A 14,212-nucleotide genomic window follows, 5' to 3' on the forward strand; every position below is an offset into this window, starting at 1 on the left:
GCTTGTTCGTCCAGGGGTGGATGCGGGGCAATCGGGCGGGTGGGTGGGAAGGCTTGTTCGGTCAGGGGGGATGCGGGGTTACGGGCGGGTGGGTGGGGGAGCCCCGTTGGCCGCAGGCGGCAGCAGCCCCTCGCGGGACTGAGCCGCGTACTGGGCCAGCAGCCACCCCTCATCCGCCGGAGTGAACCGGCGATAGACCCCCGCCCCGGGCTCGGGGCGCCACCACACAGGCTCCCCGCAGCGAAACCCCTCCCCCCGAAGCACCCCCCGCGCCACCTTGTTCGTCGCCGTCACCGGCATCCGCCCCACCACCCGCACGAAACGAGGCGCCATCTTCGTACCCAGGTCCGGCTGCGAGAGCAGGAACTCGGCGAAGGCGAGGGGGGAGAAAGACACCCCCGGCCGCAGGCAGACCGCGGCCATCACCTGGTCCCCGGCCACAGGGTCGGGCACCGCGTACACCGCCACCCCCACCGCCGCATCCCACCGCGCAAGAATCCCCTCGATCATCGCCGCCGCCAGGTTCTCGCTGTCCACGCGGAGTCGGTCGTCCGTACGTCCCGCGAAGTAGAGGAACCCCTTCTCGTCCCGGTAGAAGAGGTCCCCCGTCCAGTACCAGCCGTCCCGCAGCCGCGCCGCATCCGCCTCCGCGTTGCGCCAGTACCCCTCGAACGGTGTTCGGCCCTTGTTCACCAACTCCCCTATCGCCTCGTCCCCGTTCAGCAGCCGCCCGTCCGCCGCGAAGACCGCGGGCGGGCACTCCTGACGCGTGGCGGGATCCACCACCGCCAGCTCGTCCCCCGGCGCCCCGCGCCCGATCGCCCCGTCCGGCGTCCCGGGCGTCCGCTGGATCGCCGCCCCGCCCTCCGAAGACCCGTACCCCTCGACGAGCCGCACCCCGAACCGCTTCTCGAAGCGCGCCGCGTCCACCGCCCCGGCCTCCGTGCCGAAGCCCATCAGGAGGGGGTTCGCCGTGTCGTCGGGGCGTTCCGGCGTCGCAAGGACGTACTGCACCGCACGGCCGACGTACGTGAAGTACGTGGCCTCGTAAGCCCGTACGTCGTCCAGGAACGCCGAGGCCGAGAACCGGCGCCGCAGCGCCACCCCCGCCCCGGCCGCCAGCGCGGGCGCCCAGTCCGCGATCACCGCGTTGCCGTGGAACATGGGCATGCAGATGTAGTGCACGCCCTGCGCGCCGAGCCGGAAGTGGCCGACCAGCGACTGGCCCGCCGCCGCGAGACGGCCCTGCGTGCAGATCGCGGCCTTGGGCGCCCCCGTCGAACCGGAGGTGAAGTAGAGCAGCATCCGGCTGGCCGGGGTCGCGGTCCGCGATATCTCCGGGCGCGCCTCCGCATAGGGGGCCAGCAGCTCGGCGTACGCGGCCGTGTCCGTCACCAGGATGCGGATGCCGGGGAGTTGGAGGCCGTCCAGGAGTGGCAGGTGCGCGCGCTCCGTGATCAGAACCCCGCAGTCCGTGTGCACGATGTCGCGGGCCAGCTCGGCGCCCCTGCGCGTGGGGTTGATGCCCGCCACCGCCGCACCCGCGAGCGCGGCGGCACCCAGCCACAGGGGGTATTCGGGGGTGTTGTCGAGCAGCACGCCGACGTGTGGCTCGCCCCCTCTGGGCAGCAGGTCGGCGAGGAGCGCCGCCCGCGCCGCCGCGCCCGCCGCGATCTGGTGGTGGGTCAGTTCCTGCTGCTCGAAGCGGAGTCCGGGGCGGTGGTCGCCCCAGCGCGCCTGCACGAGTTCCGCGACGGTACTCCCGGTGGACTTCATGGCCGCGCACCATAATTGATGGGGCGTCAGATGAGGAGGGCGGTGGAGGGCGCGGGCGGGGACGTCAGGGGAGGTCCGACCCGAACAGATCGTTCGCCGACACCGCGAAGTAGACGCAGAAGGCGAGCATGAGGCCGAGGAAGCAGAGCTGGCCGACCGTGCTCACCGTGTCCTTGAGGCCGCTCGGCGCCTGCGCCGTCGCCTTCTCCGGCCGGTCGGACGCGTAGTGCACGGTGACGAAGTCGCCCTCGATGGTCGTGGCGGGTCCGTTCGTCTCCTCGAACCTGACGGGGTGGCCCGCGGACGGCGTGAACTCGTAGACGTGGTGCAGCGTCGTCATCGTGCGGCCGTTGTCACCGTGGCGGCTCGTCGTGGTGAACGTACGCAGACAGCGCGCCTCCGCCGTCAGGCCGCTCGACCACGCTCGCCGCAGCTCCAGGGAGCGCCTGATCACCTTGACCGCCATCGCGATCGCCACGGCGGCGATGCATGCGGGCACCGCGACGAACATGAACTCCATGGATTTCCCCCGGTGATCGACGGTGGTGCGGGTGCGTGTCGGCGTTCTGCGCACGCCGTCCCGGTCCAGGACGGCGTGCGCAGAACCTACCCGCGGGGAGAGCCGTGGAGCCTCAAGCCCTGCTCAGAACTTGACGTCGGAGCAGGCGTAGAACGCGTTCGCCGTGTCGTGGACCGTCCATACCGCGACGATCACGTGGTGGCCGCTCCTGCCGCCGGGAATCGTTCCGGAGTGCGAGAGCGTGGCGGGCGGCTGCTGTCCGTTGTAGGGGACGTTGAGGAACGGGGTGGTCTCGAGCGCGGCCCGGGTCACCGGCTTGCTCTCGTCCCAGCCCTGCTTGGTTATGTAGTACTTGAAGTCGGTGGTGCGGTGGCGTGCCGTGAACTGCCAGCGGAAGCTGTAGTTCTGACCGGCGCTCACACTGGTCGTCGGCCAGGCGCCGCCGCCCGGCGCCTTCGGCCCGTTGAGCGAGTCGAAGCCGCCGATGCCCGCCGAGCAGATCTTGCCGTCGGCCGGCCCGGACGCCGGGAAGCCCTTGGGGCCCTCGACGCTCTGGGGCTCGTACTGGATGGAACCGCAGCCGCTCACCGTGCCGTTGGCACAGTTGATCTGGCGGCTGGCCGGCAGGTCCGTGTAGCCGTGACCGCTCGCGCCACCGGACGAGAGCGCGAGGGCCCCGAACGTGGTGGCGCCGAGCATGGCCGCGTACATCTTCTTGTTTCGCATGCTGCCGCTCCAGGGGAAACGTGGGGGTTCCATGAACCGTGCGCGCGCCTGCGGCACTGCGGGTGCAGTGGGTGCAGTGAATCAGTGAGTACTGCGGTCTAGACCAAGCCCAGATTATGGGCGGTAGTTGAACATGTCCATACCAATAGTGGAGACGATCCGATCGCAGCGCCGACGCGAGTTCTCCACGAGGTCACCGTTGGGGCCGTCGTTCGTCGCCACCCACGCCGCCGACTCGTCGGCCGTCCGGCCACCCGCCAACTGGCGTTCGATCAGCCGGAGTTGGCGTACCTCCGCTGGTGCCTGCACGTACCAGCACTCCCCCATCAGACTTCGCGCCTCACGCCAGCCGGGCAGATCGCAGGCCAGGTAGTTCCCCTCCGTCACGACGATCCGGGCGCTCGGCGGCACCCGGTGCCGGGCGGCCACCGGCTCGTGGAGGGCGCGGTCGTAATCGGGTACGTAGATGTCGTGCCCGGTGTCCTGGAGCACACGGGTGAGCAGCGCGACGTATCCGCGGACGTCGAAGCTCGGCTCCGAACCCTTGCGGGAGGTCAGGGAGAGGCGCTCCAGTTGGTCGTTCGAGAGGTGGAAACCGTCGAGCGGCAGATACGCGGCGCCCTCGCCGATCGCCGCCACCAGCGCCCGCGCGAACGTCGACTTGCCCGCGCCGGGCGGCCCCGCGATCCCGAGGAGGGTGCGGGGCCGGTCGGCGGTCAGCCTCCGGGCGTCCCGGGCGAGGGCCGCGAGGCTGGGGACGTCGACATCACGGACTTCGGCGTCGAGGGCGCTGTCATCGATCTCCATGTCCCGTATAGAACGCCACCGTCAGGTCCTTGACCAAGGCCTTGCGCTCGTAGTCGTCGAGCTCGACGAGGCCGCGGGTGGTCAGCCGGGTCACCGTGTCCTCGACGGAGTCGACCACCGAGGTGAGCACGCTGTCGCGGTGCCGTGCGTCCAGGGCGGCGACCCGGCGCAGGCGCATGGTGTCGGCGATCTCGGGGGCGTACTCGATGCGGGTCGGCTGGGCCGAGAAGATCTCGATGCCGACCGGCTCGGCCTCCACCGCGAGCATCCGGGTCAGCGCGTCACCGACGGCGTCGGCGTCGCGCAGGGTCGGGGTGTCGTCGTGGAAGGCGTCGGCGGGCAGCCGCGACAGGACCCGCGCGGTGGCCGCCTCGACGCACTCACGCAGATACTCCTGGTGGTCGGCGACGCCGAGGGTCGCCCGCGCCGCGTCCTTGACCCGCCAGACGACGAGCACGACGACCCGCAGCGCGACCCCGCCCCGGTCCACCGCGGGCATCGGCTCGCTGCGCCAGTGCCGCAGGCGTACGTCGACGCGGCGGCGCAGGAGGAGCGGGTTGACCCACATCAGTCCGGTCCGGCGGACGCTGCCGCGGTACCGGCCGAAGAGGGTGAGCACCCACGCCGTGCCGACCCGGCCCCGGGCGAGACCCCCGAACCCGAACAGCGCGAGGGCGCCCGACCCGGCGAGCGAGGCCCACTGCGCGAGGCCGAGCCCGGCGTACGCGTCGTACGTGCCGTACGCGTCGGACCAGGGCAGCCCCGCCGCCTGCGCCACCGACTCGGGCAGCACGCCCGCCCACCACAGCGCGGCCGCGCACCCGGCGAGCCCCGTGGCCCCGCCGAACACCCCGACCGCGCCGGGCAGCACGGAGGCGGACCGCTCGCCGAGGGACGGGTCGACCACCGGCAGCGGTCGGGCCACCGGCGGCGCGGGCCGCCGGGCGGTGCGTGGCTGCTCCCCCGTCCCCTGCCTGCGCCGCACGACGGCGGGCGCGAGCGAGACCCCGGGGTCACCGGGGTCGTCGCGGAAGAGGAGGTGGATGGGGATCTCGGTGGTGGCCTCGCCGTGGATCACGCGCGGCGAGCGGCCGGTCGAGTCCGGGGCGCCGGCGACCTGCGGATCCTCGGGCTGGGGGGTCTGTGACCGTGATGCCGCTGTCGCACTCATCCTTGCCTCCGCCTCATACGTGCCTCGGTCTCATACGTGCCTCGGTCTCATAAGCGCCCCGGTCAGCACTCCGGTATGCACCCCGGTCAGCTTTGTGCCCGCGTCTCACTCGTGTCGCTCCGCTCATCGGGCTGATGCGAACAACCGCCGCCAGGTCTCGGGCCCCGGATAGCCGTCCGCCGCCGCGCCTCGCCAGCCCTGTGACCGCTGGAACGCCTCGACGTTGCGGCGGTCGCTCTCGCTCCAGCTGGGGCCGGGACCCTGGGCGTAGTGCTTGCCGAAGCCTCGCTTCACCAGTTGCCTGCCGAGCTTCTCGACCGACGGGCTCGACCGGCCGGGGCGGAACACGCCCCGGCCCGGATACGCGGGCGCCTTGCCCTGCGCGCCGCCCGCGCCCGCGCCCGTTCCCGCACGCGGGATGTCACGCCCCTTGCCCGTCATCAGGTACGACCAGGTCGCGGGGCCCGGCAGCCCGTCCGCGTCCTTGCCCGTCCAGCCCTGCGCCCGCTGGAACGCCTGCGTGGCCCTGCGGTCCGCGTCGCTCCAGCGCGGGCCGGGACCCGACGTGTAGAACCGGGCGCCGCCCCTGCCGACCAGGGCCTTGCCCAGCTGGGTGACGTACTTGTTGTCGGCGCCTGGTCCGAACGAGCCCGCGCCGGGGTAGCGCGTCCCCGTGCTCGGCCCCGAGCCACCGGCGGTTCCCCCCGCGACCCCCTTGTAGCGGTAGGCCAGATAGCGGCTCGCATTGCTCCAATAGGCATAGGGAGTCGTCTGCACGCGGGAGTGCGGGCGGGTCTGTTCGTACGCGATGTACTGCGTGTGCGCCGCGTTCGCCCAGCCGCCGAAAATCGTCACATGCGAACCCTTCTCGGGGTTCGCCGGATTGTGGAAGAGAAGGATGTCGCCGGATTGCAGCTGGGCCTTCGTAATACGCACCCCGTACGAGGAGAGGCTGCCCGTCCATTCGTTGCCGCCGAGATTCCAGGCCATGGAGACGAAGCCCGAGCAGTCCTGCCGGTATCCGTCGGACCAGTACGAGTCCATGCTGTACGGCACCTTCGCCGCGACCCACTTCTTGGCGCGGGCGATGATCTGGGCCCGCGTCGTGCTCGGCGCCGCCGACGTCGCGGGGCCCGGCGCACCCGGCGTACCCGGCGCTCCGTGCAGCGCGCTGGTGCCGCCCTGCGGGCTGCCGGGGCCAGGCCCCGGGTCCTCGTCAGCCGGAGCCCCCTGGAACCCCGGAGCCGCCGCAGTCCCCGAAGCCGCCGCCGGCAGCACGTGCCCACCGCCGAGCACCGTGCCCGCCGCGGCGGCGACGACGAGGGCCCGCCGCGCTCCGTGCGCCGCCGGGTGGCCGCCCAGCCGTACGGGAAGTGCGTGGGTCATGGCGCGTCGCCGGTGAATACATCCGGGGCAGTCGCAGTCGCTCTCGGGGTCGAATTCCTCGAATACCGGAGCACCCTCCATGCGATTCCCCTCACACTCCAGGAAAGAATTCCTGCGTCGCATCTGCACAGTCGTCAGCTTCTCAACTGTCGCGCGATATCGCATGTTGACGGTCCGAATGATGGATCGACCCCGCATTCACGCCCCCGCCGCCCACCGGACCCGCCCCGAGCAAGCCTGCTCGCACCCCGCCCCGATGCCGCCCCGGGCACCCGGAGCTTCGCGGCTGGTCCGGAGCACCCGCCGACATCCGGTAGAGTTCTCCAGGTCAGCGCGCGCCGTTAGCTCAGTTGGTTAGAGCAGCTGACTCTTAATCAGCGGGTCCGGGGTTCGAGTCCCTGACGGCGCACAGACAGCGAAAGCCCTCCGTTCACGCGGGGGGCTTTCGTCATGCCGCCACCGGCGCGGGTACCGCTACCGTTGCGCCATGGCGCGCGACATTCAGGAGCGGATCAAGAAGCTCATCATCGACCAGCGGCTGCCCTCCGGGGCCTCCCTGCCGACCGAGCCCGAACTGATGGAACGCCTCGGCGTCAGTCGGAACTCCGTACGAGAGGCGCTCAAGGCGCTACAGGCGATGGGCATCGTGGAGATCCGGCACGGTTTCGGCACCTATGTCGGACCCATGTCGATGGCTCCCATGATCGAGGGCCTCACCTTCAGGACGGTGGCGGGCCACTACCGCGGCGAGGACAGCCTCCTCCAGCTCCTGGAGCTGCGGGAGGCCGTGGAGACCGGGCTGATCGCGCGCCTGGCGGGCCGTATCCCGGCCGCGGACCTGGCCGAACTGGACGCCCTCGTGGACCGCATGGACACCGAGGCGGCGGCGGACGAGGGCCACAACGGCCGGCCGGGAGCGGTTCACACCGAAACGGACCGCGCATTTCACGCCACTCTCTACCGCTGTCTCCGCAATCCGCTGCTCGGCGAGGTCCTGGAGGCGTTCTGGGACGCCTTCCACAAGGTACGTACCGATCTGGTGGACGTTCCGCACGATCCCAAGGTCACCTGCCGCCAGCACCGGGAGATCCTCGACGCGGTCAGATCCAGCGATGTGCTGCGGGCCGAGCGGGCGATACGGGAACACTTCGGTAATATTCGAACGCGTTTGAGCGCTCCTGTCCCAACAGACCACTCCAATCGCTCGTATGACCGGTAAACACCTTGTTTCGCTCTTGCGATCATGGCTAAGGGCGTAGAACCCTGTCCTGGAGCCATTGGCTCTCATGAGGCAGGCGATACGGACAAGTTGAGAGGCCCGGCGGCTGCCCGCGGGGGAAGGGATGGGGGTCCCTTTCATGAATGGATGTCGAGGGGGGCATCATGCAACCGGAAGGTAGCTGTTCCATGTCTAAGGGGACGGTGGCCTGCCACTGATGCGTCCGTGAAGGTCTAGGGGGATCTGACCGGGCGGAAAGACCAACGAACACGCGGGCGACCGCGTGCGGGGGGATGACTCATGACGTCGACGCCGACGGGCGCCCGGCCGAACGACCCGTCAGAGACGACCCAGCTGCGGGTGCCATCGCACCGGACGGGTGGGTTCCGGCGTATCAAGAAGGCTCTGCCGAGATACGACTACGAGCACTACAGCCGTCTCGCGGGGCCGCTCACGCAGCCCGATCCGACCAAGCCGTACAAGGTGCAGTACCGCTCCCTGCTCTCGCAGGAGCCGCACCGGATCAGGGCCGCGCTGATGCTGGGGGCCGCGCCGCTGCTCTCGCTCGTGCTGCTCGCCTGGCTGCTGCAGCCGTCGCACTGGACGAAGCGTGACTACGTCGCCAACGACTGGCTGCCGACGCTCGACATCGTCATGCTCATATCCATCGGCCTGATCGAGTTCTTCCGCTGCATGAACGTGCTCTCGAACGCGCACGCCACGCTCGTAGCCCGTGACCCGATACCCGTGGTGCCCGAGACCGGCACCAAGGTCGCCTTCCTCACCTCCTTCGTGCCCGGCAAGGAACCCCTTGAGATGGTCACGAAGACGCTGGAGGCGGCGGTCCGCATCCGGCACCGCGGCCTGATGCACGTATGGCTCCTCGACGAGGGCGACGACCCCGCCGTCAAGGAGGTCTGCCAGCGGCTCGGCGTGCACCACTTCTCCCGCAAGGGCGTCGCGAAGTGGAACATGAGCAAGGGCCCGCACCGCGCCAAGACCAAGCACGGCAACTACAACGCCTGGCTGGACGCGCACGGCGACGACTACGACTACTTCGCGTCGGTCGACACCGACCACGTCCCGATGCCCAACTACCTCGAGCGGATGCTCGGCTTCTTCCGCGACGAGAACGTCGGCTTCGTCATCGGCCCGCAGGTCTACGGCAACTACGACAACTTCATCACCAAGGCCGCCGAGTCCCAGCAGTTCCTCTTCCACGCGCTGATCCAGCGCGCGGGCAACGCGTACGGCTCCCCCATGTTCGTCGGCACGAGCAACGCCGTACGCATCAGCGCCCTGAAGCAGATCGGCGGTCTGTACGACTCGATCACCGAGGACATGGCGACGGGCTTCGAGATCCACCGGGCCACGAACCCGGGGACCGGCAAGAAGTGGAAGTCGGTCTACACCCCGGACGTGCTCGCGGTCGGCGAGGGTCCCAACGCCTGGACGGACTTCTTCACGCAGCAGCTGCGGTGGTCGCGCGGTACGTACGAGACCATCCTGAAGCAGTTCTGGAAGGCGCCGTTCTCGCTGCCGCCCGGCCGGCTCTTCAACTACACGATGATGGTCATCTTCTACCCGATGTCCGCCATGAACTGGATCCTGGCCGCGCTCTCCTGCGCGCTGTTCCTGGGCATGGGCGCGTCGGGCGTGAACATCGACCCGACGATCTGGCTGATGCTGTACGGCAACGCGTCGGCGCTCCAGATCGGCCTCTACATCTGGAACCGCCGCCACAACGTCTCGCCGCACGAGCCCGAGGGCTCCGGCGGTATCGCGGGCATGGTGATGTCGGCCCTCTCCGCACCGGTGTACGCACGCTCCCTGCTGGACGCCGTGCTGCGCCGCAAGAGCAAGTTCGTGGTGACCCCCAAGGGCGATTCGGCGAGCCCGGACACCTTGTTCGGCACGTTCCGGATCCACCTGTTCTTCATCCTCGTCTTCTGCGGTTCGATGGTCGCCGCGTTCATGTTCGACCACGTACACCCGGCGATGATCACCTGGGCCACGTTCGCCCTCCTGATCACGGCCGCGCCGATCTTCGCGTGGCGCTGGGGCATGCGGCAGGACAAGAAGAAGAGCAAGGCGCGGCACGGCGGAGGGCCTTCGGGGCCGCCGTCCGGCGGGGGCCCGGTGGTGCCGCAGCAGCGTGACGGCGACGCCACGGCACAACTGCCGCAGACACACGAGGGCCCGCAGGCCCCGCACGCGCCGCAGCAGAAGCCCAGCTGGGCGGCGAACGACCAGACCATGCAGATCGCCCTTGGGGGACGTAAGAAATGAAGGACCGCTCCAGCCGCCGCCGCGCCCGCCGCATCGCGATAGGCGCGGCGGTGGTCATAGCGCTGGCCGGGATGAACGGCCCGTGGCTGTGGCGCGTGGGTTCGGAGAAGTACCACGACTACAAGATCAACAAGCCGGAGTACAAGGCCGACAACGGCCACTGGCAGGTCGTGAACTTCCCCGAGGAGTACCGCCAGAACACGATCCACGCGGCGCTCCTGCACACCGGCAAGATCCTCCTGGTCGCGGGCTCGGGCAACAACCAGAAGAACTTCGACGCCAAGAAGTTCGACACCCGCCTGTGGGACCCGGTCAAGAACACGATCAAGAAGATCAAGACGCCCGTCGACCTCTTCTGCACCGGCCACACCCAGCTCGCCAACGGCAACCTGCTGATAGCCGGCGGCACCCAGCGCTACGAGAAGCTCAAGGGCGACACCACCAAGGCCGGCGGCCTGATGGTGGTGCACAACGAAGACCCGGACAGCCCGATCACGCTGCCGTCGGGCACGAAGTTCACCGGCAAGAAGAACGGCAAGACGTTCGTCTCCAAGGACCCGGTCGTCGTCGAGCGCGCCAAGAAGGTCTTCGACAAGACGACCGGCGCGTTCGTCCGCAACGAACCGGGCCTGGGCCGGGTGTACGTGGAGGCGCAGCGAAGCGGCACGAAGCACGAGACCGGCACGCAGGACAACTACCGCGTGCAGGGCCTCAAGGGCGCCGCGACCCGCAACACGTACGGCATCGCGCAGAAGCTCGCCCTGGACAAGAAGGACTTCCAGGGGATCAAGGACGCCTTCGAGTTCGACCCGGTCGCCGAGAAGTACATCAAGGTCGACCCGATGAACGAGGCCCGCTGGTACCCCACGCTGACCACGCTCTCGGACGGCAAGGTGCTCAGCCTCTCCGGCCTCGACGAGATCGGCCAGCTGGTCCCGGGCAAGAACGAGCTGTACGACCCCAAGACCAAGAAGTGGACCTACACCAAGCAGGTCCGCCAGTTCCCGACCTACCCGGCCGTCTTCCAGCTGGAGAGCGGCAGGCTCTTCTACTCGGGTTCGAACGCGGGCTACGGCCCCGACGACGTGGGCCGCAAGCCCGGCACCTGGGACCTGGAGACGAAGGGCAGCTGGAAGGGGATTCCGGGGATGAGCGACCCGAAGCTCCTGGAGACCTCCAACACGGTCGAGCTGCCGCCCGCGCAGGACCAGAAGTACATGGTCGTCGGCGGTGGCGGTGTCGGCGAGTCCAAGAAGTCCAGCAAGAAGACCCGCATCGTCGACCTCCAGGACGACAACCCGAAGTTCACGGACGGACCCGAGCTGGAGAAGGGCACCCGCTACCCGCAGGCCTCGACCCTGCCGGACGACACGGTGCTGATCTCCGGCGGCTCCGAGGACTACCGCGGTCGCGGTGACTCGAACATCAAGCAGGCGCGGATCTACGACGCCAAGACGGGCAACATGCGGCGGGTGGCGGACCCGGAGGTCGGCCGCAACTACCACTCGGGCTCGATCCTGCTGCCCGACGGCCGCGTGATGTTCTTCGGCTCGGACTCGCTCTACTCGGACAAGGCCAACACCAAGCCCGGCGAGTTCGAGCAGCGCATCGAGATCTACACGCCGCCGTATCTCTACCAGGGCTCGCAGCCCACGCTGACGGGCGGCCCCAAGGAGATCAAGCGGGGCGGGTCCGGTACGTACCGCACCCAGCACGCCTCGTCCATCAAGACGGCCCGCCTGATCAGGCCGAGCGCCTCGACGCACGTCACGGACATCGACCAGACGTCCGTCGCGCTGGACCTGAAGAAGTCGGCGGACGGCGTCACGGTGACGATCCCCAAGGAGCGGAGCCTGGTCGAGTCCGGCTGGTACATGCTCTTCGTGACGGACGACCAGGGCACCCCGAGCAAGGCCCAGTGGGTCCACGTGCCGTAGCCCCGTAAGGGGCGCGGGGAGCTGCGCGAGCAACCACGAAAAAGCCGCAGTCGCATCTGCCAGGATCTCGGCAGACGCGACTGCGGCTTTTCGCGCGCCTAGCGCGCAGTTCCCCGCGCCCCTACTGGGACGCCTTCGCCAGGCCCGCGGCGTACTCCGGCCACCACTGGCCCGCCTTGGGCCCACCGCGACAGGTGCCGTCGGACTCACCGGGCCGCTTGACCCACAGATACGCGTCGATCAGCGGGTCGGAGGTCTTCGTGGTCGGCGCCTCGCCGAGCGCACGGCCGGGCGGGTTGCACCAGGTGTCCTTGCCCTTGGTGTACGGCCCGTTGCCGTTGCGCGCGGTGTCGATGACGAACGGCTTGTTGCCGATCTTCGCCGACAGCTTCTTGCCGAACTCCGTGCTGGCCTCGGTCGTCTGGAAGTTGGAGACGTTGACCGAGAAGCCGTCGGCCTGCTCGACGCCCGACCACTTCAGGGGCTCCCAGAGCGAGTCGGGGTTCTTCCAGCCCGCGTTGCCCGCGTCCAGGTACACCTTGGTGTTCTTCAGGGACTTGAGCTTCCCGATGGCGCCCTTGAGAAGGTCGTACCGCTCTTCGTGGAACTCCTCCGGCGTGCAGTTGTCGACCATGTGGAGCACCGCGTCCGGCTCCAGGATGACCGTCGTGTTGCGGTCACCGATGCCCTTCGCCACCTGGTCGATGAAGGTGCGGTAGGCGTTGCCGTCGGCCGCGCCGCCGCCCGAGTACTGGCCGCAGTCGCGGTGCGGGATGTTGTAGAGGACCAACAGGGCGTCCCGGTCGGCCTTCTCGGCGGCCTCGGTGAAGCCGCGCGCCTGGTCCTCCGCGTTCTCCGGGATGATCCACTCCGCGACGGGCTGTTCGGCGATCTTGCGGATCAGCTCGGCGTCGTCCTTCTTCCCGTCCTTCTCGTACGTGGCGACCTGCTTGGCCGCGTTCCCGTCCGGGTTGACCCAGTACGGATCGGTGCCCTTGGGCTGCTGTTTGACGGGCTGCCCCGACGACTCCTCGTTGCCCGAACCGTCATCGGAGGAGCACCCCGACAGCAGCAGCGCCGCCCCCGCGAACGACGCCGCAGCCTTCACCCCCCGGGCCGCGATCCGATGACCGCGGCCGGTGCCTTTGTGGTACATCCACTCCCCCTTGGGTGCACTGTCCGATTCTCAATCCTGACATACGCGCTCACTGCCCACGAGGTCCGCCCGTCGGCTACGAAGACCTGTTGGAGACCTGTTACAGCCGCGCGCCCGGGGGTAGGCGCAGGGCGCGGGGTGGCGCTCACGGGGAGGAGATCATGCGGGATCACACCTCTGAACTACGGCTGGCCGAAGTCCTGGTGGAGACCACGGACACCCTGGACGACGACTTCGATCCGGAGCGCTATCTGAGCCGGGTCGCGGGCCACTGCGTAGAGCTGCTCGACGCCACCGCCGCCGGGGTGATCTTCGACGCCGTCGGCAAGCACTCGGTGGCCGTCGGCGGCCATCCGCAGAAGCTCGCACTCGACCTGCTCGGCGCCCAACACGACGGCGGGCCCTGCGTGGAGAGCCTCGGCTCGGGAAAGCCCGTGCCGCCGATGCGGCTCGCGGCGGCCGAACCCGCCGCGCGCTGGCCGGAGTTCACCGCGCTGGCCCGGCGCCGTGGCATCGGGCTGACCTACGCGGTTCCGCTGCGCCAGCGCGCGACCCTGCTGGGCGCGCTCAACATCTTCGTGCCCGACACCTCCCAGTGCCTGTACAGCGAAGGAGAGTTGGGTCTGGCCCAGGTGATCGCCGACGCCACCGCCGTGGGCCTGCACAATCACCGCGCCTATACGGATTCCCGGGTCCTCGCCACACAGCTCCAGGGCGCTCTGACCAGCCGCATACGCATCGAACAGGCCAAAGGCATACTCGCCGAGCGCTGGCACACGGACATGGATGAGGCCTTTGAGACGCTGCGGCGGTACGCACGCAGAGAACGCCTGGTCATGGACGTGGTCGCCATCGACGTGATCAAGGGTTCGCTCGACGACACGGCGCTGCGCGGCGGTTGGTCCGGATCTCAATGAAGGTCATCCGCAGACCACCACCAGCGACGATCACGGAGAGAAAGCGGATCACGACTTGGCGTCAATCCACCCCTAGGCTCCAGCGCTCATCCGTTCTAGAGTCGACCCAAAGGCCCAAGCCCCCGGCCTGACCGTCCACCCCGCTTCACTGCGGGGTTGGCCACCGAACCTCCCGCGCCGACGCCGGGTTACTCCCGCAGCTCGTGCGCGCGCGGTCGAGGACCAGCCCGGTCGACGGCTCCGGGGGGAGCGGGCCGCCGACCGGGCCGGGTTGTCCCTGAACCGTTGACAGTGTCCATGACCAACTG

The 14,212-nt window shown here is 69.3% G+C and carries 11 protein-coding genes and 1 tRNA gene; 5 read left to right on the forward strand and 7 right to left on the reverse strand.

The annotated features are described in order from the left end of the window. Positions 1-78: 78 nt before the first annotated feature. The 6 genes from ACFUPX_RS26625 to ACFUPX_RS26650 form a co-directional block, all read right to left on the reverse strand. Positions 79-1,776 carry an AMP-binding protein gene (locus tag ACFUPX_RS26625; protein WP_383327631.1) on the reverse strand — a complete coding sequence of 566 codons (1,698 nt, stop codon included), beginning with the start codon at positions 1,774-1,776 and terminating at the stop codon, positions 79-81. A gap of 64 nt (positions 1,777-1,840) precedes the next feature. Then, positions 1,841-2,296 (reverse strand): DUF3592 domain-containing protein, encoded by a 456-nt coding sequence (locus ACFUPX_RS26630; RefSeq protein ID WP_383327634.1) that lies wholly within the window; start codon positions 2,294-2,296, stop codon positions 1,841-1,843. A 123-nt stretch (positions 2,297-2,419) separates the two neighbouring features. Continuing rightward, positions 2,420-3,022 carry a lytic polysaccharide monooxygenase gene (locus tag ACFUPX_RS26635; RefSeq protein ID WP_383327637.1) on the reverse strand — a complete coding sequence of 201 codons (603 nt, stop codon included), beginning with the start codon at positions 3,020-3,022 and terminating at the stop codon, positions 2,420-2,422. A 114-nt stretch (positions 3,023-3,136) separates the two neighbouring features. Beyond that, the gene (locus ACFUPX_RS26640) at positions 3,137-3,829 is read right to left on the reverse strand and encodes a nucleoside/nucleotide kinase family protein (protein ID WP_383327640.1); all 693 of its coding nucleotides are present in this window, start codon (positions 3,827-3,829) and stop codon (positions 3,137-3,139) included. Further along, positions 3,816-5,000 carry an SPFH domain-containing protein gene (locus ACFUPX_RS26645; RefSeq protein WP_383327643.1) on the reverse strand — a complete coding sequence of 395 codons (1,185 nt, stop codon included), beginning with the start codon at positions 4,998-5,000 and terminating at the stop codon, positions 3,816-3,818. The genes ACFUPX_RS26640 and ACFUPX_RS26645 overlap by 14 nt, the downstream gene beginning before the upstream one ends. A gap of 123 nt (positions 5,001-5,123) precedes the next feature. Further along, a complete protein-coding gene (locus ACFUPX_RS26650) occupies positions 5,124-6,467 on the reverse strand; it encodes a peptidoglycan-binding protein (protein ID WP_383327646.1) in 1,344 nt (447 codons plus the stop codon). A 254-nt stretch (positions 6,468-6,721) separates the two neighbouring features. Here ACFUPX_RS26650 and ACFUPX_RS26655 point away from each other — a divergent pair. The 4 genes from ACFUPX_RS26655 to ACFUPX_RS26670 all read left to right on the forward strand — a co-directional run bounded on the left by ACFUPX_RS26655 (position 6,722) and on the right by ACFUPX_RS26670 (position 11,831). Then, positions 6,722-6,795, forward strand: a tRNA-Lys gene (locus tag ACFUPX_RS26655). 78 nt (positions 6,796-6,873) lie between these two features. Continuing rightward, a complete protein-coding gene (locus ACFUPX_RS26660) occupies positions 6,874-7,605 on the forward strand; it encodes a FadR/GntR family transcriptional regulator (protein WP_383327649.1) in 732 nt (243 codons plus the stop codon). Positions 7,606-7,905: 300 nt separating this feature from the next. Continuing rightward, positions 7,906-9,894, forward strand: coding sequence for a glycosyltransferase family 2 protein (locus ACFUPX_RS26665; RefSeq protein ID WP_383327652.1), 1,989 nt, complete (start codon positions 7,906-7,908; stop codon positions 9,892-9,894). Then, positions 9,891-11,831 (forward strand): galactose oxidase-like domain-containing protein, encoded by a 1,941-nt coding sequence (locus ACFUPX_RS26670; protein WP_383327655.1) that lies wholly within the window; start codon positions 9,891-9,893, stop codon positions 11,829-11,831. The genes ACFUPX_RS26665 and ACFUPX_RS26670 overlap by 4 nt, the downstream gene beginning before the upstream one ends. Before the next feature lie 121 nt (positions 11,832-11,952). On the opposite strand, the gene ACFUPX_RS26675 is transcribed toward ACFUPX_RS26670, so the two are convergent. Further along, entirely contained in the window at positions 11,953-12,987 is a 1,035-nt protein-coding gene (locus tag ACFUPX_RS26675) for a glycoside hydrolase family 6 protein (RefSeq protein WP_383327658.1), read from the reverse strand. A 161-nt stretch (positions 12,988-13,148) separates the two neighbouring features. On the opposite strand from ACFUPX_RS26675, the gene ACFUPX_RS26680 reads away from it, so the two are divergent. Next, positions 13,149-13,904 (forward strand): ANTAR domain-containing protein, encoded by a 756-nt coding sequence (locus ACFUPX_RS26680; RefSeq protein WP_383327661.1) that lies wholly within the window; start codon positions 13,149-13,151, stop codon positions 13,902-13,904. Positions 13,905-14,212 lie beyond the last annotated feature (308 nt).

Source organism: Streptomyces sp. NPDC057302 (assembly GCF_042667685.1).
In the GTDB taxonomy this organism is placed as follows: Bacteria; Actinomycetota; Actinomycetes; order Streptomycetales; family Streptomycetaceae; genus Streptomyces.

What these genes read in the sequence shown, in the direction of transcription:
- ACFUPX_RS26680 (WP_383327661.1), top strand. Translation starts at nt 13,149, where the DNA reads ATGCGGGATCACACCTCTGAACTACGGCTGGCCGAAGTCCTGGTGGAG.
- ACFUPX_RS26650 (WP_383327646.1), bottom strand. Translation starts at nt 6,467, where the DNA reads ATGGAGGGTGCTCCGGTATTCGAGGAATTCGACCCCGAGAGCGACTGC.
- ACFUPX_RS26630 (WP_383327634.1), bottom strand. Translation starts at nt 2,296, where the DNA reads ATGGAGTTCATGTTCGTCGCGGTGCCCGCATGCATCGCCGCCGTGGCG.
- ACFUPX_RS26660 (WP_383327649.1), top strand. Translation starts at nt 6,874, where the DNA reads ATGGCGCGCGACATTCAGGAGCGGATCAAGAAGCTCATCATCGACCAG.
- ACFUPX_RS26665 (WP_383327652.1), top strand. Translation starts at nt 7,906, where the DNA reads ATGACGTCGACGCCGACGGGCGCCCGGCCGAACGACCCGTCAGAGACG.
- ACFUPX_RS26640 (WP_383327640.1), bottom strand. Translation starts at nt 3,829, where the DNA reads ATGGAGATCGATGACAGCGCCCTCGACGCCGAAGTCCGTGATGTCGAC.
- ACFUPX_RS26625 (WP_383327631.1), bottom strand. Translation starts at nt 1,776, where the DNA reads ATGAAGTCCACCGGGAGTACCGTCGCGGAACTCGTGCAGGCGCGCTGG.
- ACFUPX_RS26670 (WP_383327655.1), top strand. Translation starts at nt 9,891, where the DNA reads ATGAAGGACCGCTCCAGCCGCCGCCGCGCCCGCCGCATCGCGATAGGC.
- ACFUPX_RS26645 (WP_383327643.1), bottom strand. Translation starts at nt 5,000, where the DNA reads ATGAGTGCGACAGCGGCATCACGGTCACAGACCCCCCAGCCCGAGGAT.
- ACFUPX_RS26635 (WP_383327637.1), bottom strand. Translation starts at nt 3,022, where the DNA reads ATGCGAAACAAGAAGATGTACGCGGCCATGCTCGGCGCCACCACGTTC.
- ACFUPX_RS26675 (WP_383327658.1), bottom strand. Translation starts at nt 12,987, where the DNA reads ATGTACCACAAAGGCACCGGCCGCGGTCATCGGATCGCGGCCCGGGGG.